The sequence below is a fragment of the Ehrlichia ruminantium str. Welgevonden genome, assembly GCF_000026005.1.
Taxonomy (GTDB): Bacteria; Pseudomonadota; Alphaproteobacteria; order Rickettsiales; family Anaplasmataceae; genus Ehrlichia; species Ehrlichia ruminantium.
The window spans coordinates 391,616-413,508 of sequence record NC_005295.2; the positions used below are offsets into that span (position 1 = coordinate 391,616).

Consider the following 21,893-nt stretch of genomic DNA (forward strand, 5'->3'; position numbering starts at 1 on the left):
TACTAAATTGTGTATTTTATGGTTAGTTTGTTATTTTAATTTATGTTTATTATTGTTGAAAGAAATTAGGGTGTATGTTTTTTATCCTAAGTAATAGTGTTATTCTAAATTAAATATCATCTAGTATTTTTAAAACATTCGTTATAGGAAGTACATGTTTTAAATGTTGAGAATCTTATAAGCTAAGATCGTATTGTACTTTTATATTATGAATATACCTTTTTAATATGATATTTATGGTAGTATTCTTTATATTATTTATACATAACACAATGCGTAATACCTATACCATATAGGTTTTGTATAGTAGGTACATGTTTTAAGTATTGAGAGTCTTACAAGATAAGATTATATTGTACTTTTATATTATGAATATACCTTTTTAAGGTATGTTGTATTTATGGTAGTATTCTTTATATTATTTATACATAACACAATGCGTAATACCTATACCATATAGGTTTTTTTATAGTAGGTACATGTTTTAAGTATTGAGAGTCTTACAAGGTAAGATTATATTGTACTTTTATATTATGAATATACCTTTTTAAGGTATATTGTATTTATGGTAGTATTCTTTATATTATTTATACATAACACAATGCATAATACCTTATGTCATATCAGTTTTTTATAGTAGGTACATGTTTTAAGTATTGAGAGTCTTACAAGATAAGATTGTATTGTACTTTTTATGTTATGAATATACCTTTTTAATATGATATTTATGGTAGTATTCTTTATATTACTTAATATATAACACAATGCGTAATACCTATACCATATAGGTTTTTTTATAGTAGGTACATGTTTTAAGTATTGAGAGTCTTACAAGGTAAGATTATATTGTACTTTTATATTATGAATATACCTTTTTAAGGTATATTGTATTTATGGTAGTATTCTTTATATTACCTAATATATAACGCAATGCATAATACCTATGTCATATCAGTTTTTTTTATAGCATTATAGATTTATAGTAACTTGATATTTTGCAGTGTAGTCTTTTTAAAAAGACCTACTTAGTTGTACTAAAATGAGTAGTGTAAAATTCTATAAACGTACTCAGTTTTATACTGTGGCGGCTATTGATATTGCCTACTTATGATGTTGTAATATGTGATATTCTTAGAGAACTTAGTTAGTTATGTTGAACTCAATAGTTTATGGTTTGCATAACATACTTAGTTTTTATATTATGACGGTTATTGATGTTACCTACTTGTGAGGTAATGTTTATAATATAATATTTTAGAAAAAGACCTAATTAGTTATTGTGCATAGCATTCAATTTCTGTATGGGATAGTGTTATTTCATAGACTTATTGTATTTAAATATATTGATGATTACTAATGTATAAAGTAATGCTTGAAGTTATAATATTTTCTAAATAAAGATGAATTGTTCTGTTATGCTAAATCTAATAATAGTTTAAAATTTAATGTAGAATATTAAATTATGTTTTATAGATATATTCTATTTATTATAGAGTTATTGGTATTATCTTTGGAAAGTAATATTTTGACTATGTGATATTCTAGATGAATGGTTACTTAGTTGTGCTAAATTTAATGGAGTAGGATTTGGCATAGCATATTCAATTATATAAGGATATTGCTTGTTTGTACTAGATTTGCCTTTGTAATTTAATGTAGCAAATTTTAGTTCTGCTGGTATAGGATTGGTTGCCATGTCTATAGCAGTTCTTTTTTTGTTTGTCATATGATGTTTTATTTCCTTAGGAAGATTGAATGAAAACAGTGTTTGGGTATATGATAATTTGTTATTTTGAAGTAGTATGCAAAAAGATAAGTTAGTATTAAAAGAATATTTCTTTTTAGGATCTGTAATTTTATGTATAGATACATTATTTGTAATATGAATCACAGTTTCACATTGACTTGATGGGATGATATGTATTTTTTTATTATTATTTATTATACGGTAAGTTGGTTTAGAGTTTGGATTTAAAATATTATCTAAAATTTTGTCTTTAAAACCTGTATATCCGATATGGTTTATTATATCATGTGTTGTACGTGGATCGAGCGTTAAGTTTGGTTTTAGTGTTGCTATTGTTTTTTCAAAAGCTGCAGCTAAAATTATTCTTTCTTTATATATGTCAAATAGTTTTTCATAGGATGATATTTTTAAGTGGTGTGATAGGTATGTTAAATGTTTTGCTATAATTGGATTTGATATATTTTCTGATTTGTAATCTGCTAGTTGTTTTTCTAATTCTTGCTTAAATTGGGTATCTGTTGTTGGTGGTATATCAATATGTAAAGTGTGGATGTTGTTAAATGCTCTCTTCCCTGTAGATATTTGATTTTTTATGTTATCTGGTGGATATAACATATTTTGTACAATGTCATGCGAAAGATTTTTTAAATGATAGCTGAAAATTGGTTTTTCAGTCTTTTTATTAGTATATTTTGTATACAGGAGTAATAACAATGTAAGTAGTGTTAGTAGTGCTAATAACACTATTGCAATTATTTCAATAATAGTAGTACTATCTATCATATATTATAAAAGTATTTCATTTATAAATAAATATATAAAATTGTTTTAAATAGTATTAAAATAATTATTAATATTAATTATACTATTTACTTTATAGCTTTTTGTATATTCTGAATATTAGAGATATTTATTGCCGTATAATTGATTTATGAACTTGTGAGCTATATTTATTTTAAGTATACTGTTGGGTCCTATTATTAAGATTTATCATGGTGTAGTTTAGTATTAAGTGATCTTTTAGTAAATTAAATAATAAAAAAATTACTATACTACTTATGATTTTAAGAATTAGCTTTTAAAAAGATTAGTGTTGTTATGTAATAGCATATTTAATCCTTGAATTTCTTGATCACTTAATGAGGTAGATACAGGGTTTGGTAATTTGTATTTTAAATAGCAATATTCACAATTTTTTTTAATTAGGTTAGATTTTCTATTGTTTTTGAATACCATAGTAGCACACTTGATATCTTCATCCACTTTTGTTTTGTGTATGGATTTTTGTGTAATATAGTTTTTTATTTGATTGGGAATTCCTAGAGTTAGATTTGTATCTGTGTATAATACTGATGTGAAATTTGGTGTTAAATTTACTAACGATAAGTTAAATGTAGTATTTGTTTTAATTTTAGTATTATGAATAGGAGTATTTTCTGCAGATATCAGCATATCTGTATTGATGGATATCTGAACTTTGTTAGTATTGATAATAGTAAAATGTATAATATTACTAGTGATTTTTATATTTTCAGGGTGATATCCTTGTTCACGTAAGATTTTCTCTAAGAACTTGTGTCCTAACTTTTCATATCCTTGATTGTGTAAGTGATTTACTATTTCATATGTGATACTAGGATCTGGAATCATATTGTTGTAGTATTTAAAAAGTTCATCCAATGTTGCTGATATAATGATTCTTTTAGAATATGTTTTGTAACATTGATTAAGGCATCTTATATTTAATAGATCAGAAATATATTTTGTATGCTTCATTAGTTCTATGTTTGATAGATCTTGTAGGGTATAATCCCTTAGTTTTGTACGTATGAATGCATCAGCGATTACTCCTCCATCATGGAACATAATTTGTAGATTTGGAATATTATCAAATGCGTTAGTTGCTGTTAATATGTCTTGGTCTATATCGTCTGATATAGAAAATATCTTTGTTGTAGTTTTTTGTGATAAACCTGTTAAGTGTGTGTTGAAAATTGTTTTTTTATTGGATGTTAGAATATATCTTTTTCTTATGCAATGTATAATAGCAGTAAATAATACTACTAATATTATCATAACATAGTTAATAAGATGAAACATGCTACTGTTGATTTAGTGTTGTGTAGAGATACTAATCCATTGTAATATAAAGGATGATTAAATTATGATTTAATCATATAATATATTAATAAAATATTATTAATTTTTTATGTAAAATATATCTAGGTTACATTTATATATTTAGTATAACATAATATAAAGATAAAAGGTAAGGTATAAAAAAATATTAGGATTTTTATTATTTAAAAAATTTTGAAGATTCTTTTTTATATTAATATTTTAATATACTTATATATAAATTTTATAATATTATTGTTAATAGTATAAAGATTTACTAGGCGCACTATTTTGTTAGGAATGGTTAGAGTTATAAGCTTATGAATTTATTTTTAGCCGTTTATTATTTGTTATAGAATGTATGTTGTTGCTATATATTGCAGAAAAATTGCAATTCATTTTTTATTAGGTAATAAGGTTATATTATCTATCTATGATAAGAAGAGCCTGAATTTCTGGTATTTCTTAACTCTAATATCTCATCAGAATATTGTGTAGTGTTATCATTATATAATGATAGAGAATTAGAAGATTGCAAATCTGGAAAATCGTATAAAAAATGTATTCTGCTATTATATGTATCTATCTCACTTAATACGGCATGGTTTTTTGATTTTGTTCCTAAATTTCTATAATATGTTTTTATGGTATATTTCTTGAGATTAATAGGAGTGCTCAATTCAAAACTTATATTTTTATATGATATGTCATTTTTTTGTGATTCTGCATCTATTGTAAATGTGAGTGATGAAATAAATGACCTTGCTTTGTCTAATATAAAATATTTTTGGTATTTTTCTGGTATTTGTAGTTCTTCTGTAATATTACATACTATAGTGTTGCTATCTTGTGGTGTAAATAATATCGTATCTAGTGATATTTTAATTTTAGAGTATCCATGTTCTCTCAAAAATAAATGATGTTTTATATTGAGTATATTACCGGTAATATATTTAGGTGCGTTGAAGTAATTTTCTGTATTGCATCGTGTTATTATCTCATGAATAATTTTTGGATTAGGTTTAGGGTAAGGTATGTTATCAGTTGTTTCGTGTTTGTATTCTTCTATAAGTTCTTCAAGTATTAACGCTAAAATGATTCGATAAAAAAATTTCTTTTGAACTTGTTCATATGTCATATTACATTTTTTTGATATGTATTCTATATGAGTTAACATACGTCGTGGTACGTTTCTCATATTTCTATAATTGATATATTCGTTGAATTTTGTTTGTATATAATTGATATCAATTTCATAGCCATTTATTTCAATACTTATATTTTGAATGTCTATTAATGTTTGTAAGCCTGTTTTTATTGAATAACTAACATGTTTAGGTGTTAAAATTGCTTTTAAGTTTTTTATAGAAAAGGATTTAAAATGTTGTTTGAAAATATTGCTATCAAATATGTGGTTAAGTACACTATATAATGCTATAATTGGTATTAATAATATTGGAAATACAGAAATTATTAAAAAAGTGATAATTTTGACTATAGTAAAACTATTAGTTATTTTATTGTAACAAATTGATAACATTATTTAATAAATGTTAATTAGTGATAATTTAATTATATAGAATAATATAATAGATAGTATATTAATTAATATTACTTTAATTTTTTTTTTTTAGAAAGTTGTAGAGAATAACAATTATATATTAGTATAGTATATAGTTAATAGTATTACAAAATACTCTGATATTGCTATTAAAAAACTACTGTAGAAAATTATTATTTAATTAACCTAATATATATAGATATGATTGTTTGATATTTTTAACACAGTTTATATTTTTGTTTTATGTGATTAATTTGTCATTACTTTAGTTAAGTTTAGCTTTTATTTTTAATATATTGTGGTGGTATATACAATATAAAATTGGTAGTTAGATATCATGCTGTTTAGGAGATTACATTATTTATAAGAATGAAGGTATGGTACTATTTTATATAGTATAAGATTTTATCTATTATTTTAAATTTAATCATTAATATAAGTTTATAATAAAAAAATCTTTTATTTGTTAATATACTATGTTATACAAGGTTAACCATTGTTACTAGAAGTATAAAACAATGAAAAGTTCAAACATTGCATTGTTATGTTGTATAATTGTTGCTATTCTTTTAATAGCTATTGTTACTACTATTTGTGTAGTACCACATATTTTGGAGAAAAGGAGAAATGAGCGTTTATTACAAATTGAGCTATCAAAAATGGTGGATACAGCAGATACTACTATAAAAGAAGTAATATGTCGTGATAATAGTGTTTCTTTTTATATAAATGGTGTTAACAGTAAAGAGCTACTTACCGATAGGTTGGGTTATTATAAGCAGAGATTGGATGATGAATTGGTAAAAAAGCATCTTAAATATGTAAGGAGTCATGAGCTATATAAATGTCATGCTGACAGTGATAAAATGATAAGAGCTATGATAGGAGCATCTCTTGAAAGTGTTATTATGGAAAGTACAGTGGATAAACCAAATATCTGTTTGGTTTATCATGCTATGAATTATCTTTTTTCAGAAGGTTATAGGCGTTTATTGTTAAATATGGTGTCTAAGATAGTTGGAGAACATGAAATATCAGGGTTGAAGAAATATTTACCAGAATATAGTGATAGTAGTACTGATATAAAAATGGTTATAAAGTACGATAGTAAAATGTTGCCAAATCAGCTTTGTATTGAAGTAACATTGAGAGATTCTTTTGAAATAAATGTGTGCGGGGAGATACATTCTAATATATTGTCTTCAAATATGGAATTATTAATATCACCGACAAAGAGTGATGATAAAGTTTTACAATATTCCTTAAAAAAAGATATTACTTCTGTTGTATCAGATCTGTTTAACGTACATGCTATTGCGAATTTTGTGCAATCTTCATGTAGTATGCCAACTTTTTTTGTTAAACAACATGTATGTTCTTCAGAACGACCGTCTGAGGGCAAGTTATGCATCCCTGAAGAGGGAACAACACCATATTGCACATTTGACGGCATTACTCGTATGACACATTAATTAGTTAATTTGATGAAGTTTTTTATAAGAGGTTGAGAGTAATATACTTACTTTTGTTTATAAAGTTTTAGTTAGTATCTATGTATTGTTATTAGATTTTTATAACAAAAAGTTAATAGTAATTTATTTAGGATAGAATTTTTGTATTAATATTTCGCATGAATTAGAGATTTATTTTAGCTTATGTTGTGAAGATATGGAATTTATATCTATAGTAGTCACTTATCATTTATAATATGGATTAGTATTTTCTATGAAGGTAGTTGTTAATTATAAGGTTATCTGTCTTAGAATATGGTATGAAAAAATGTTGTACTATTTGTATATAGTATAGAATTTTAGCTATAATTATAAAATTGTTAATGAATCTTTTTAAAAAAAATAATAAATTTATTTAAATTAGAAAATATTTTATGGTATATTAGTTAAGTAATTATTTAATTAGAAAATAAAAATGAATAATTTAAATTTTTTACAAATGTGGTTATTGGCTGGTTTGGCTTGCATTTTAGTTGGTGCTCTTATTGCTCCTATAATTGCATATGTCATGTATAGATACCGTATGAATTTATGTCGTCGTGATTTATCAGGTATGATGAATGTGCTGGATACTAAATTGAAAGGAGAGTCCTATGATGATTGTAAAGTCTCTTTTTATATAAATGGTGTTCATGCTAAGGCAGTATTTGTAGAAAAATGTCTTTATTATAATGATGGTATGGCAGAATGTGAATTAGTACAAAAACATCTGGAATATGTCAAAAATAATAGCAATTATAAGAAAAATGGTGATGATAATAACTTAAGAAGAGCAATAGCGGGGGCAGCACTTGAAAGTATAATTAAAACAGCTGATACACATGGTAATATAAATATGTGTTTGATACATCATTTTGTAAGTTATCTCTATTCCGAAGATTATGAATGTATATTAAGACATGTTATGTCACACCTAATTAGAAAACAGGGGACTCAAGAAATAAAGAAGCATAGGAATGGTATGAGTATTCAAAAGGTAACGATTAATTATAATACTGAAGGACCATCACATAAACTTTGTCTTAGAGTTTCTCTTAGTAATAGTATTACAGCGGAGGATAGTGAATGTAATTCTGGTAAAGAAGAGTCAGACAACTTAAGCATGGAATTCTTAGTATTGCCTACAAAAAATAATAGTCATGTTTTGCAATATTCATCAAGAAAAGGTATCGTTCTAACAACTAGTTCATTTACTAAACGTGTTCTTAATGTACCAAGTTTCCTTGTTACAGGAAGAAAAGAATTACCATGTATTGAATATGACAGGAAATCTTCTCAAGAATTTATCGATACAGTAGTACGTCAAATGCAGGAAAAGCCTGTTGGACACATAAGATAGGAATAATTGATATTAATAGATTTGTAAGATTTACTTTGTTTGATAGTATGTTAATTAATGTTAGCTGTCAAATTCTTAAAGAATCTAAGTCATAGTTTTGGTAAGTTCTTATTAGAAATAACACGTATTTATTATTTAAATATAGTGCTTAGTGTAAATTAAAAGTTCTATTTGTTATGTTGAAGAAAAACAGGTGTTGTATCAATACTGTAATGAAGTTCATATTACACGTAAAAATGTGATATTAAATTAATCATATTAAAAATACTATTGTTTATGCAATCTAGAATTTTTTAATTATTATTAAAAATTATTAATAAATCTTAATAAAATAAAATTTTATTAAGATAAATCTATTATCTTATTAATACATATGTTATACAGTATTAGTTTATTAGTTTACTAAAAAATAAAAGTGGGTGATCTGGGTTTCTTATTATTGTGTTACATAGCAGTTATCTTTTTTTTATTGGCTGTTGTTATGATTTTTTACTCAATATTCCATATTTTATGGAAAAGAGACAATCCGAGTTTATTACAAACTAAATTATCACAAATTGTTAGTTCAGCAGATACTACTATGAAAAATGGTAAGTGTTCTTATAAAGGTAGAATAAGTTTTTATGTAAATGGTATGGATGTTGTAACATTACTTACAGACAGATTCTATTATTATAGGGGAAAACAAAGTGATAAGTTAGTAATGAAACATTTGAAATATGTTCAGAATACTATGAGTTATAATGGTTATAGTAAAAGTGATCAAACTATAAGGGCTATAATGGGAGCAGCTCTTGAAAGTATTCTTATACAAAATGTAAAAGAGAAACCAAATATGTGTTTAATACATCATACTATAAGCTATCTTTATGCTCAAGGCTATGACAACTTGTTGCTAAATATAATAGACAATGTAGTATCTCAAAAAGAATATATGAATGAAACTACATTGTATTCTTTACCACGTTATTACAGTAGTAAAACTTTGACGTCAGTAATTATTAAAATGTTTCCAAATCAGCTTTATGTTAATATGACACTTAATGATCCAATTATGAACGAAACAGCTTTGGGTATGGAACATAGTAATACGTTCTCTTCAATGATGGAGTTATTTATATTACCTAAAAAACATAGTAGTAGAGTTTTACAATATTCCGGAGAGTTTGTATCTCTAATTGCTCAGGATTCTGGATGTTCTATGAAAGTACATACTGTACAATATAGTATACCAACTTTTTTCGTTAAGGAGTGTATACCTACTGTAGAACAAGTGCAATACAGCATACCTTTACTTGACAATGTAACAGCAAATACTGCAACGCTTACAGCATAATAGTTGTATGTAAGTAAAAGCTTTAGCTAAATATATAAGTATCTTTACTTTTTTATGAGGTTTTGGTTGCTATATACTACTATTAAACTTTGAAAAATTTATCACAGTTTGAATGGTTATTTGAATTGAAGTACTTATTTGTAGTATTACTATATATATATTTTTTTTATCTATTATAAACAATCTTTAGTTAATAGAAATATTGCTTATGTTCATATAAAGATTATATTCTTTTAGAACAAGAACTTGATTTATCCGAATAGCATTAAATTTAATACTGTACTATGTATTGCAGAGTTTTTGTTGTTATTTTAAATTTTTAATAAATGTTATATAGTAAATCTTGTATAATAAAGATGTTTTATATTATTAATATTAATGTTATATTATTAATTAATGTTAAGATTAATCGGATAAAAGTATATGATAAAAGATGATAAGCTACTTATAATAGGAATAGGTGTCATAGGTATTATGGCGTTTATTATGATTGTTTTTAGAATTATGTATTTAATACAATGCATATCACGTATAAGACAAGGTATATCATTATTAAAAAATAATTTATTAACAATGGTTAATACAGCAGATACTACTATGAAGGAAGTTAAACCTTGTTGTAATGATAATGTATGTTTTGTAGTAAATGGTATTCATGTTGGAAATTTACTTATTAGCACATTCAATGATTATTGGAAGAAACAAGATGATCCATTAGTAAAAAAACACATGGATTATATAAGAGGTGATGTAAGCTATAATAGTAAGGATGAACATGATCAAATGATAAGAGCTACAATGGGAGCAGCTTTTGAAAGTATTGTTATACAAGATATAAATTCTCAACCAAATATGTCTTTAATACATCATACTATAAGTTACCTTTATGGAAAAGGATATCAAGATTTGTTGCGTAAAATGATCTGTGAAATAGTCACTAAGAAAGAGTGTATATATATGATGCTTAAGCCTTTTCGAGAAGATAATTGGGCTGATAGGGCTAATTTACATATGATGGTTAGGTATGATAGTCATAATGTAGGTGATGATCGAGTGTATATTGACACGTATCTTTTAGGTTTTGCAGGAAATGAGTCTGGTATTCCGTCAAGTATGAAGTTATTAATATCACCTGAAAGAAGTGATAGTAGGGTTTTAAAATATTCATCTTATGTATCTTGTATATTTATTCCAAAGGATGGTAAGGTAAAATCTTTAAAAAGGATACGTTGTGAAAGTACTCTGTTTAAGGAAGGAGATAATCCTGTGAAGGAGGTAATATATACATATGATATGCCAAGTTTTTCTATTGGACAAGATATACCTATAAAACCTGTAAGAGGATATCTTCAATCCTGTTGTGAAGAGACACAGATGCTTGCGCGTACCAATGGAATGGTATGAGTTGATATAGTATATAACTTTTAGCATATCATTTTTACTTTTATTTGTAAATTTTAGTTATGTGTTACTATAGGATTGTTAGAGAAGTTAAGACTAATTTGATTAGTACTTAAATGAAAATATTTATTTAATTGTAAGTATAAGTAGTAGAATAATTATTGGTTGAGCTTTAAAAACTTTAAACTAAAAGTTTTATTAATCTCATTGTTTATGAGATGGGTTTTGGTTAATATTAGTTATAAGTGGTATATCAAGTTACTAGAAATAAAAAAAGTAACTTATGATTTTGTAAATCTTTGATTTAAAATATTTATTCTTCAATATATTATGAGCAATATTCAAAAATGAAATGAAGTATTGTATGTGTGTAGGCTTATATATTTCTTGATAAAATTCTTAACTAATCATATTAAAAATTGTAATATAAGGTGAAAAATTACTGTTTTATATGTTATGATGTTTCAATTATTATTTTAAATCATTAATAAATATTATAAAGTAAATCCTATTTGATAAAAAAAATACTTTATGTCCTAATATTTATATTATATAGTATTTAGTATAAAAACTCTTTATTGGAGAGAATATGTTTACTAAGCGAGGTTTGATATTCCTTGGAGTGTGTTGTGCTACTATTGTAGTATACCTAATTCTTTACCGTGTTCTACGTTTAGTGTTCCATAAAGAAATAGTAGAAATCTCAACCTTTGAAAATAATTTATTAAAAATTATTAACTCTGCAGATACCACTATAAGAAAAGCTGGATCTTCAATTAATCCAGTATGTTTTGTTATCGATGATGTTGAAGTTGAAAAGCAACAACTTATTGATAAATTTAATTATTATCAACAGGGACAAGATGATCCATTAGTAAAAAAACACATGGATTATATAGAAGCTAACAAAAGCTATAATAATAAAGATGAAGATGATAAAACTATAAGAGCTATAATGGGAGCAGCTCTTGAGAGTATTATTATGCAGGATGTAGATGCTAAACCAAATATGTGTTTAATGCATCATGCTATAAACTATATTTATTCAGATGGTTATAAATGTTCGTTGCTACAGATAATAGATGAAGTGACAGCATATGTGAGAGACAAACAATGAGGATTGCCTACACCTTATTTATTAGATGATACCAATGAAATTATACCGAAGATACTTGTTAAGTATCGTTCTAAAGAATTACGGAATGAGCTTAATATTGAGCTAACATTTCAAGTTCCTATGTTATTGGCTGGAGCTGATGGTCAATATGGAAGGAAAGAAGTTTGCACGTGTATGAGGTTTGCAATTTTACCTAAGGGAAAGTATGGTACAAAGGTATTCTATTCATTAGCAAAAAGCTTGCCTTCTTCAAAAGTATCACATGTTCACACGGTAGATATGTTTTTTCCACTTGAACCAGAAGAAGATGCCTATTGTGTACAACAAGGGAAAGATATACCACTAGTTCAATACTGTAGAAACGAGTAATACATAGTTACATTAGTATAGTAAAAGTTAAGAGCTTTCACAGAACTTTATATACTTAAAATGAAATTTTGATTTTTTGTTTATTGATAGTTGATATGAGCTAGGTGCTGCTACCTAGTTCTTGTAATTAGTGGCCTTTTGATTATTTAATTAAATATTTGTTTCAATTACAGGTGATAGTGTAATCATTATGTTGGACTTAAAAAGTTTATATCGTTTTTGCTTTTTTCTGCTATCATATACTAGCTATATGCTATTGAATTATTAAAAAAAACTAGTAATAATGTTTACTACCATTGTAGATGGTGTAGTAATTGCTTTTTGAAATTGGAAAATTTTATACTCATGATTTATGTATGTGCTCTTACTTTTGTTTTAAAGTTTTATCTCACATTAACTACATACTTATTTATGTATAAAAAAATGAATCATAATTTGATTAGTTCTTAGTATATATGGATTTTTCTTAAAGGCTCATTTTATATTAAGGTAATATTGTTTGCTGACTCTTATTAGTGAAAGGGGTTTAATATTCTTTTTGAAAAAGCATACAGTAAAAAAATCCTAATTATAGCATGATAAAAAGCTTTTAATGAGTTATCAAGTAATGAGTTTGTTAAATTTTATAGTATTGTTTTAATAATGTTAATAGGTTTTTATTTGTAATAGGGTAGCTTATTTATTATGACTTAATATGAGAAAGATTGTATTTAATTATCTAGGAACAATATGTTGTGGTTGGTAATTATATTATAGCATTTCTATAGGAGCTTGTATTATTTGGGTATATGATATTTATACGTAAAAAATTCGCTATAAAATTTTTCTAAATTTTAATTTGTTGAGTGACGGTTCCTTTATCAGCTAATATGCGTTAATATTTATTCTAGTTATACTATAATAGTAGTATAGCACATAATTGATGGTGGGAGTGAAGTTGTTATATAAAAAACTTGGACCGATTTTTTATAACACTTATATATCAAGAATTGCTTACACGCTTTATAAATTTATAAGGAATTACATTGAGATTTACATTTGAATATAAGCTGGGTATATTTATTATACTATGTGCTATACTTGATGCTTTGTCGTTATAACCTATTTATAATAGTAAAAATTTTGCAGCTATTTTATAATTAGCTATTATTGTTATAATATTATACTATCAAACTAATGTTATAAATATTAATTATTATAATTATATCAATACCTGTAGTATTGTTGGTAGACTGAATAATTTTCTGTATTGTTTTAAATTGTATAAATAGCTCATAATATAATTTCTTGTGATTATTTTTGTACAGTGTATTTTTAATAGTACAATACATTATAAAAATGTTATCGAAATGTAATAGAATATTCAATAGGTTTAAATGTTGAAATAAATATACTAGTAAGATAATAATTTATTATATAAAATAAATTACTATGTGTAACTAAAGTTGTTATGTATTACATATCAAACTCTTGATATATGAATAATATTTTTATGTTATAAACTGATTTATTTATGCTTGAATATGTGTGAATTTATATAATAAATGTTTATACTTATTCTTGTTCTTAAAAAGTATCGGTTGAAAGAATGCTAAAATTGATAAGTAAAATCAGTTAGTGTATGTTTGATAGATTAGCTTTTTTGGTAATATCTTGCTAATTTGTAAGGTAAATATCTATATGTTTTACTAATACATTTGGCCTATATTAATATGAATTGTCTATTTACATTGCTGTATGTTGTTATCTTTGTGGTGATGATGATCTAGAATTAGGCTTTCCTTCTTTGTCTTCTTTTCCACCTACTATAGGTTCTGGTGCAAATGCATTATGTAATTCAGCAAATGTAGTGAAAGGAGAGAGTGGTATATTATCTTCTCCTGTACATTTCCTGTTATTGGGATCATCAGGTGTTTCGGAGTCAGATTTAGGATGTAATGTTGTACCGTCATTTGTTGGATCAACTCTAGATTCTAGTGTATCCACTCTGTTGTTTTCTGAAGATGTTTGCAAATTTAAAAAAGGATTATTAGAACTGAGTATAGCATCAATTTCAGATGATAAGCTTGACTCAGAACAAGGTTGTGATTTATTTTGGCTTGTTATTTGTTCTGTTTTAAATTTTTCAAAAGCTTGTCGAAAGTCACATATATGATGACTAATTTCTTCTTGAGATCTTTGTGCATTTACTGAAAAATCTTGTAAGCTACATTCCAATGTAGATGTTGATTGTGTGAATGCTGTTTTTTTGAATTTTGATTGTGGTGTATAGGTTCTTCTAGTAAAAAATGAAGTTACTTTATTTACAATATTCTGTATAGTTATTCTGCAATTTACTTTAAAAATATCCCAGTTACTCAAAAAACTACAGTTATTTATTGTTTTTGGTAAAGTCATTGTGAATTTGGTACGACTATAGTTAATAGTGCCATCAGGACAAGCTTCTACCATGAATCTGATTTGTATTTCTGTAGATGTAGATGGTTGCGAAGAATCATTTGCAAAACTTACATGTTGAGCAAAAGAAACATGCATTATGTTTGGTTGACCTGGATCACAATTAATATTAATGTTGTTATAACATTCTTGTGGAAAATTTGTATGATCTGAAGTGTTTTTTCTGATTATTGTAAGCAGACTAGAAGTAGTTTTGTTGCCTATGTTAAATAAGTTGTCGTTATTTAGTATGGTTGCTAGTTCATCAAATAGTACTGTATTAGGTGTGGTATGGGCATATTCAAAACAAAGCTGTGATAGTATGGATAGTAAAATTGCACGTTCTTTATGTTGAAATGGAAACCCTGAATATCGTGCTTTACGTTGTTTTATATTTGTTGATACATCAACATATATGCCATTTATACTTAATGACAGACATTTGTTGCACAATTCTGATATAGTGCCATGTGAAGTATTATTTATATCAGTTGTATTGCGTATGAAGTTAGCGGGTTTAAGTTGTTTTATAGATAATAAAAAAGGTAGAATGTTTGGCATATACTTAATTTTATTAGTAAAAGATATTTTAGTTGTATTAATTATAGTGAACGACTTTGTTGTTCTGGGAATCTAGTACTAACATCTTGAGTTGTCGTACTAGATAAGCAGTGCTGTGGTTGTTCTGGTGATTCATTTTGGTTATCATTTGATATGCCATAAGCACCTACTGCTTCTTTCTGTTGTAATATATCTTTGCTTGTTACAGTTGTAAATTCTGTGTTTGATGGTGTAGACAATAGGAGTACACCACCTTCTGAGGTATCTGCTATTCTACATATACCTTCTTCTTGGTTAGAGTGTCTAGTAAGGTCATTGCATTGCCTATGAACAAATGATCTAATTCTAGCGCAGATATTTGATAAGCGAATTAATACACGTTGTAATAGAACTCGTGCAAGTGATTGTGGTAGTAATACGTTTATGTTAGCATCATGGTATGAAACAACTCCTGTAGAATTAGAAGTTATATTAAATGAGATTTCTCCATTTATGCCATCATACATTATATTACTTTGAGATGCATCTTTTATACTTACTTGTTCTGAGTACTTTACGTATAGCTTATCTGGCGATAATACCACAATATGAGTTGAAAAATTATTAAGTGCTGCTATAGGATTCGTATTATGATTCTCTGGTATATCTTGTACATCTCTTGCAATATTAGACATTATTGATGTATATAATGTGCCGTGCAAGCATGCTTGATGTAGAAGGGTTATTAGCTCATCTATAAGTGATGGTTTTACAATTATACCAGAATTTTCAAAAATTGTTTGTTGTAATATTGTATGTAAAACATTACGATAATCATTATTTTGCAAGAATGGATTATGTAATTCATAATCTTGAATAACCTGGTCAAATTGAACAAGTGAATTGTTGATCCTTATAGTACTTCTAGGTAAGTCTAACCATGCTTGGTAACCGTTTCTGCATTCAGGATATAGTGTATTTCTCAGCTGAGAAAGAGAGAAGTTTTTTAATGCTAATATGCCATGAGACATGAAAAAGCAGCGTTTGAGCCTATATAACATAATAATTCTACTAATAATATATATTAATATGTGTAATTATATCACATGTGGTGTATTATAACAATTAAATTTTTCATGGTTAGTGAACATGTTTGGTGTAAATATATATTATTAGTGTAAATTTGTTACTAATTTGTCTATTTAACTTAAAGTATATGATTTATTTATTTATTATTTATAGTGATTAATATACTTAGATAATTGTCAATCTCAATTAGAGTGGATAGAAGTTATTGAGAAGTATCAGAAGCATAGAATAACATTATATAATAAGTTAATATTTAGAAATAAATACGTCTTATACATCTTAATGTAATTATATAGAAGATTGTAAGTTATGCTTAAAATTTTTTAGTGGTAATTTGATATATTTTTTATAACCTGTATATGTTCTATAGGTAATTCTTTTATAAAGCGTGATATTTCCATTTGTTGACGCCAATTGTTTATGTCTCTTACCGCTACACATGATATAAATAACTGTTCTCTTGCTCTTGTAATTCCAACATATGCTAATCTTCTTTCTTCTTCCAAAGCTTCTCCTGTTCTATCTTGTAAAGATTTTTCATGTGGAAAAACTCCTTCTTCCCATCCTGGTAAAAAAACCACAGGAAATTCTAGCCCTTTTGCTGCATGTAATGTCATTATACACGTATAATTGTCATCATCATTTGATATATCCACTTCTGTTACAAGACTAATATGTTCTAAAAATGCATTTACATCATTGAAATTTAGTAATGCAGAGAATAATTCTTTTATGTTTTCTATACGTGCTAATCCACTTTCTCCTTCATTCTCTAGCATATCTATGTATCCTGAATCATATGCTATCATCTTCACAGTATTTGATATTGAATCTGATAATAAGGATTCCTTCCAAGAATTGATCTTGTTTAGCAGGTTATTTAATGATCTTGATGTTTTTTCTGAGAGCTGATTATCTTCAATTAATATTTTTGTAGCATCTAAAAAGTGGGTATTATACTGCTTTGCATATGAGTATATTTTATTTAAAGTGGATGCTCCAACATTTCGTTTGGGTTTATTAATTATTCTATCAAAAGCAATGTCATGCTGAGGATTTACAGTAATTTTTAAGTATGCAATAATATCTCGAATTTCTTGCCGGTCATAAAATCTTGTACTTCCAATTATTCTATATGGTATATTGTACTTAATAAAATATTCTTCAAATATTCTAGTTTGAAATCCTGCTCTTACTAAAATAGCTGTTTCTTTAAATTGATAATCGTGTAAATTCTTTATATATTCGCATATATATTGTGCTTCTATTCTACTATCCCAAAACTTCATCAAATTAACTTTGTTTCCTTCTTGATTTGTTGTCCATAATTTTTTTCCTAACCTAGACTTATTATTATTTATTATTGCCGTAGCAACTTCTAGTATATTTGATGTTGACCTATAATTGCATTCTAGACGTATAGTTTTTGCATTAGGGAAATCATCTGAGAATTTTAATATATTTCCTACTTCTGCCCCACGCCAACTATATATTGATTGATCATCATCTCCAACACAACATAAGTTCTTATGTTTTTGTGCTAGTAATCTCAACCATAAATATTGAATCGTGTTGATATCTTGGTATTCATCAACCATGATGTATTTAAACTGTTCTTGATAATGTGATAAAATATTATGCTGTTTGGTAAATATTTCGATGTTATATAATAATAAATCCCCAAAATCAGCACAGTTAAGAAACTTTAGTCGTTCTTGATAAATGTTATAGGTACTTAATGCTATTGTATTGATGGGTTTGTTTAATTCTGTATCACTTATATTTGTAGGTACTAATCCTCTATCTTTCCATCTCTGTATTTTGTTTAAAATAATTTTATAAGCATCTGATGCATATTCAGGATGCATGTCATTAACTATAGTCTTGATTACTTGCAATTGATCATCTGTGCCAATGATGGTAAAATCACTTTTTAAGCCTACTGCTTCAGCATGTTGTCGAAGGATTTTTGTTGCTATTGCATGAAACGTACCCAGCCATATGTTTGATGCACAGGTTAATTCATTGATTCTTGAAAGCATTTCATTAGCAGCTTTGTTAGTAAATGTGACAGCTAAAATTTGACTAGGAAGTGCAAAATTGTTGTTAAGAATATATGCTATTCTTGATGTAATAGTTCTGGTTTTACCTGTTCCTGCTCCAGCTAATATTAAAATAGGTCCATTAATATTAGTAACGGCTTTCTTCTGATCTTCATTTAGTGAAGTAATGTAATCTTCCATAATGTAATAGGTTTATCATTATTAATATGTAGTATGTTATATTTTAGTAATACAGTCAAAAAAAGATAGAGATTTAGTCGAATACAAATTACTTCTTTATACATAATAATATTATTTTGTATAATTGGTATAAAACCATCATGTAGATTTGAGTTTTGTTCAGTAGATTCATTGTGAATGAATCTATAAAGATTGATAAATAGGTTTTTTATCAAGTAGCTATTCTATATTGTATATGTGACGATAGAAGTTTGTATTAAATTTGTGAAGATTTTAAAATTATAACGTATGGTCCTTATAGTCAGCATTTATATAATGAATGTTTAAGTAGGTTTTTAGCTTTATTTTCGTAAGTTTAGTGTATTAATGTCTAGGTTTTTCATAGTAAATAGATAATGGTATTAAAAAGTTTTTTATTAGCTATTTAAATAGTTTTTATATATAGCTATCGTTAAGGACTTATTAAGTATGTTATTACATTTTTTAGATGATATTTACTATTATGATTACAATTACTGAGTAGTACTTTGTTACAATAAAAGTAATGTTTTGTATTTATATCATTAGATAAGAATCTGTTTCTCTATTATGTAGTGTAGTTGTGGTAATTGTGTCAAGTTGAGGTATATTATCATGTATTTGTTCTGCAGCATGGGTATAAACAGTGAAACTTGGTAGAACTAATATTGTTCTATTACCTTGTTGTTGGGTATCTTCTTTTAGTTCATTTAATGTATTATCAGATGTGAGAAGTGTTTCTGCTTTTAGGTACTGTGATTTAGTGTCATCCTCTGATTGTGGTGTGAAAGTGTGTTGTGTTTCACTATCAGATTGTTTAGTATCTTTTTCTGGTTTATTTGATGTATTATTAGGGATGAATGATACTTCTCCTTCTGAGTATTCTAATAACTCAGGATTATCTTCTGATTGTGATACTAGGAAATGTATATTTCCAGTAAATGTAGAGTGAAATGTATTATCTTGTGTTGTTGTTAACTTTTTGTAAAACTCTACATCATCGATAAAAAATTTTTTTGGTGAGCTACTTATATACCGTAATGTAATTTTTGGCGAGAAACTAAGGGGTTTTACTGTGTATTTTTCTTTATCAGGTATACCTTGATCTACTATGTTAGATAATAAGTCCATGAAATCTTTAGTATATATGTGATTTATCATATGATGTATTAAAGCCATATCAGGCTTGTTCTTTCCAACATATTTAGAAAATATACCTTCAAGAGATGCTCCTAATATAGCTCTATTAATAGTGTCAGGAGTATTATCATTTCTATTTTTTTGTAAATATTGTATATGTTGTTTAACTAGTGGATTATTTTTTGCATCTTTTTTCAGTCCTTCGTATTTTAATTGTATTACTGAACCGACAACCATAGTGTTATCAATATGTAAGATTATGTTATATTTATAAGGACTATCTATTTCCTGTAGTTTAGTATCTGCTGAATTAAACATTTCTGATAAATTGTGTTCCGATAAATCTGATTTACTATATTCATAAGGACTATCTATTTCCTGTGGTTTAGTGTCTGCTGAATTAAGCATTTCTGATAAATTGTGTTCCGGTAAATTTGATCCACTTGTAGTAGCAGTAGTTGTACATAAACTTTTTTGTCTTGTAATATACTTAACAATGAAGTTAATGAACATGTATAATATTAGGCACGATACTATAAAAGCAATTAATAATGAAAACCTTAAATCGTACATTTCTTATCTAGTTAAAAATTATTTAAATCGATATAAATATATTAACACAAAAATTAATAAAATTCAACTAATATTAATAACTAAAGTAATATACTGATATTAAAAATTTTACTTTTTATATAATCTTTATAAGAATACTTAAAACTATATTTCATCATAAACTATATGTACGTATTTGTACGATTAATAAAATAATTTCATGGATATTAGATGAAGATATTTGGGAAATAAAATAGCTTATTTATAATGTTAGGGTATTATTTAATTTGATTCTAACTCAATATGGTTTTTAAGTAAAATTTGTGAATATTTACTTATTAACGATATGACATGTATTTTAATGTGAAGGTAGTTCTTGAGTTGGTGGTAAAATAGTAGTTGTGACTGTATCGAGTGTAGATGTGTTATCAGGTAGTTGTGCGGTAGAATGATTATTTACGGTAAAATTTGGTATAGTGTATTTTCTGACTGTAGACGGTATGGAATATGATTTTGTAAATTCATGACAGATTAATAATACTTTTCCTTCTGAATATTCAAGGATTTCAGGATTATCTTCTGATTGTGATATTAAAAAGCTTATATTCCCAGTGATTAGATTATGGATAGATGGGTTATCTTGTAATGCTACTTTTTTGTGGAAGTCTACATCAATAGAAAATTGCTTTTTTGAGTTAGTATTATAACATAATGTCATGCCTTTGTATAATATAGAAGTTGTTTCCATTATGTATTTTTCTTTATCAGGTATACTTTGGTCTAATATATTAGATAGTAAGTGCATGTAATCTTCAACATATATATGGTTTATCATGTGATGTATTAAAGGTATGCTAGGTGTGTTATCTAAGCATTTTTTTGAAAAAATGTTATGAAGGCATGCACCTAATATAGCACGGTTGATGTGATCATCAGTATTGTCGTTTCTATTGTTTTGTAAATATTCTATATGTTGGTCGATCAAAGACTCAGGTAATTCATCTTGTTGTTCATGATCATCACTTGTTTCTATTATTTGTGGGGAAATAGTAACGTTATTTATCTGTAATTTAGTGTTTATCTGATTTATATCAGGAGCATTTATTTCATCTATTGCAGTATTTATTGAGTTAAACATATGTGATAGATCATCTTGTGATAAATTTGGTATGTTTGTAAAGGGGATATGTGTTAGTTTGTTTTTCTTATTGATAATGTAACGTGCTATCAAAGCTATTATTGCAATCAACGTACTCACTATAATAAATATTGCTATAACAATTGTTGCTATACCTAGAAGATGCATTTTTATTCTCCTAACATCATAATGACACAGCATATTAACATAAAAGTTAATAAATTAATAGCTTTTTTTA

14 protein-coding genes are annotated in these 21,893 nt (G+C 26.3%); 6 read left to right on the forward strand and 8 right to left on the reverse strand.

Annotated elements, in window-relative coordinates; translation table 11 throughout:
* Positions 1-1,504: 1,504 nt before the first annotated feature.
* The 3 genes from ERUM_RS01260 to ERUM_RS01270 form a co-directional block, all read right to left on the reverse strand.
* Positions 1,505-2,530: a hypothetical protein gene (locus ERUM_RS01260; RefSeq protein WP_011154914.1), complete on the reverse strand. Its 1,026-nt coding sequence runs from the start codon at positions 2,528-2,530 to the stop codon at positions 1,505-1,507.
* Between the two features lie 288 nt (positions 2,531-2,818).
* Entirely contained in the window at positions 2,819-3,847 is a 1,029-nt protein-coding gene (locus ERUM_RS01265) for a hypothetical protein (protein ID WP_011154915.1), read from the reverse strand.
* Positions 3,848-4,292: 445 nt separating this feature from the next.
* Entirely contained in the window at positions 4,293-5,405 is a 1,113-nt protein-coding gene (locus ERUM_RS01270; RefSeq protein WP_011154916.1) for a hypothetical protein, read from the reverse strand.
* A 539-nt stretch (positions 5,406-5,944) separates the two neighbouring features.
* Here ERUM_RS01270 and ERUM_RS01275 point away from each other — a divergent pair.
* From ERUM_RS01275 to ERUM_RS01300, 6 genes are all read left to right on the forward strand, one after another.
* Positions 5,945-6,898, forward strand: a complete 954-nt coding sequence (locus ERUM_RS01275; protein ID WP_011154917.1) for a hypothetical protein — start codon at positions 5,945-5,947, stop codon at positions 6,896-6,898.
* A 454-nt stretch (positions 6,899-7,352) separates the two neighbouring features.
* Positions 7,353-8,276 (forward strand): hypothetical protein, encoded by a 924-nt coding sequence (locus ERUM_RS01280; RefSeq protein ID WP_011154918.1) that lies wholly within the window; start codon positions 7,353-7,355, stop codon positions 8,274-8,276.
* Between the two features lie 481 nt (positions 8,277-8,757).
* A complete protein-coding gene (locus tag ERUM_RS01285; protein WP_231837235.1) occupies positions 8,758-9,612 on the forward strand; it encodes a hypothetical protein in 855 nt (284 codons plus the stop codon).
* A gap of 423 nt (positions 9,613-10,035) precedes the next feature.
* Positions 10,036-11,016, forward strand: coding sequence for a hypothetical protein (locus ERUM_RS01290; protein ID WP_011154920.1), 981 nt, complete (start codon positions 10,036-10,038; stop codon positions 11,014-11,016).
* Positions 11,017-11,602: 586 nt separating this feature from the next.
* A complete protein-coding gene (locus tag ERUM_RS01295) occupies positions 11,603-12,130 on the forward strand; it encodes a hypothetical protein (RefSeq protein ID WP_011256029.1) in 528 nt (175 codons plus the stop codon).
* A 3-nt stretch (positions 12,131-12,133) separates the two neighbouring features.
* Complete coding sequence (locus ERUM_RS01300; RefSeq protein WP_011256030.1) at positions 12,134-12,499, forward strand: hypothetical protein; 366 nt, start codon at positions 12,134-12,136, stop codon at positions 12,497-12,499.
* Positions 12,500-14,242: 1,743 nt separating this feature from the next.
* On the opposite strand, the gene ERUM_RS01305 is transcribed toward ERUM_RS01300, so the two are convergent.
* The 5 genes from ERUM_RS01305 to ERUM_RS01325 form a co-directional block, all read right to left on the reverse strand.
* Positions 14,243-15,496 carry a hypothetical protein gene (locus ERUM_RS01305; protein ID WP_011154921.1) on the reverse strand — a complete coding sequence of 418 codons (1,254 nt, stop codon included), beginning with the start codon at positions 15,494-15,496 and terminating at the stop codon, positions 14,243-14,245.
* A gap of 41 nt (positions 15,497-15,537) precedes the next feature.
* Positions 15,538-16,506: a hypothetical protein gene (locus ERUM_RS01310; RefSeq protein WP_231837236.1), complete on the reverse strand. Its 969-nt coding sequence runs from the start codon at positions 16,504-16,506 to the stop codon at positions 15,538-15,540.
* Between the two features lie 381 nt (positions 16,507-16,887).
* Complete coding sequence (locus tag ERUM_RS01315) at positions 16,888-18,807, reverse strand: ATP-dependent helicase (RefSeq protein ID WP_011154923.1); 1,920 nt, start codon at positions 18,805-18,807, stop codon at positions 16,888-16,890.
* Positions 18,808-19,362: 555 nt separating this feature from the next.
* Positions 19,363-20,478: a hypothetical protein gene (locus tag ERUM_RS01320; protein WP_231089440.1), complete on the reverse strand. Its 1,116-nt coding sequence runs from the start codon at positions 20,476-20,478 to the stop codon at positions 19,363-19,365.
* A 397-nt stretch (positions 20,479-20,875) separates the two neighbouring features.
* Positions 20,876-21,823 (reverse strand): hypothetical protein, encoded by a 948-nt coding sequence (locus ERUM_RS01325; protein ID WP_231089441.1) that lies wholly within the window; start codon positions 21,821-21,823, stop codon positions 20,876-20,878.
* Positions 21,824-21,893 lie beyond the last annotated feature (70 nt).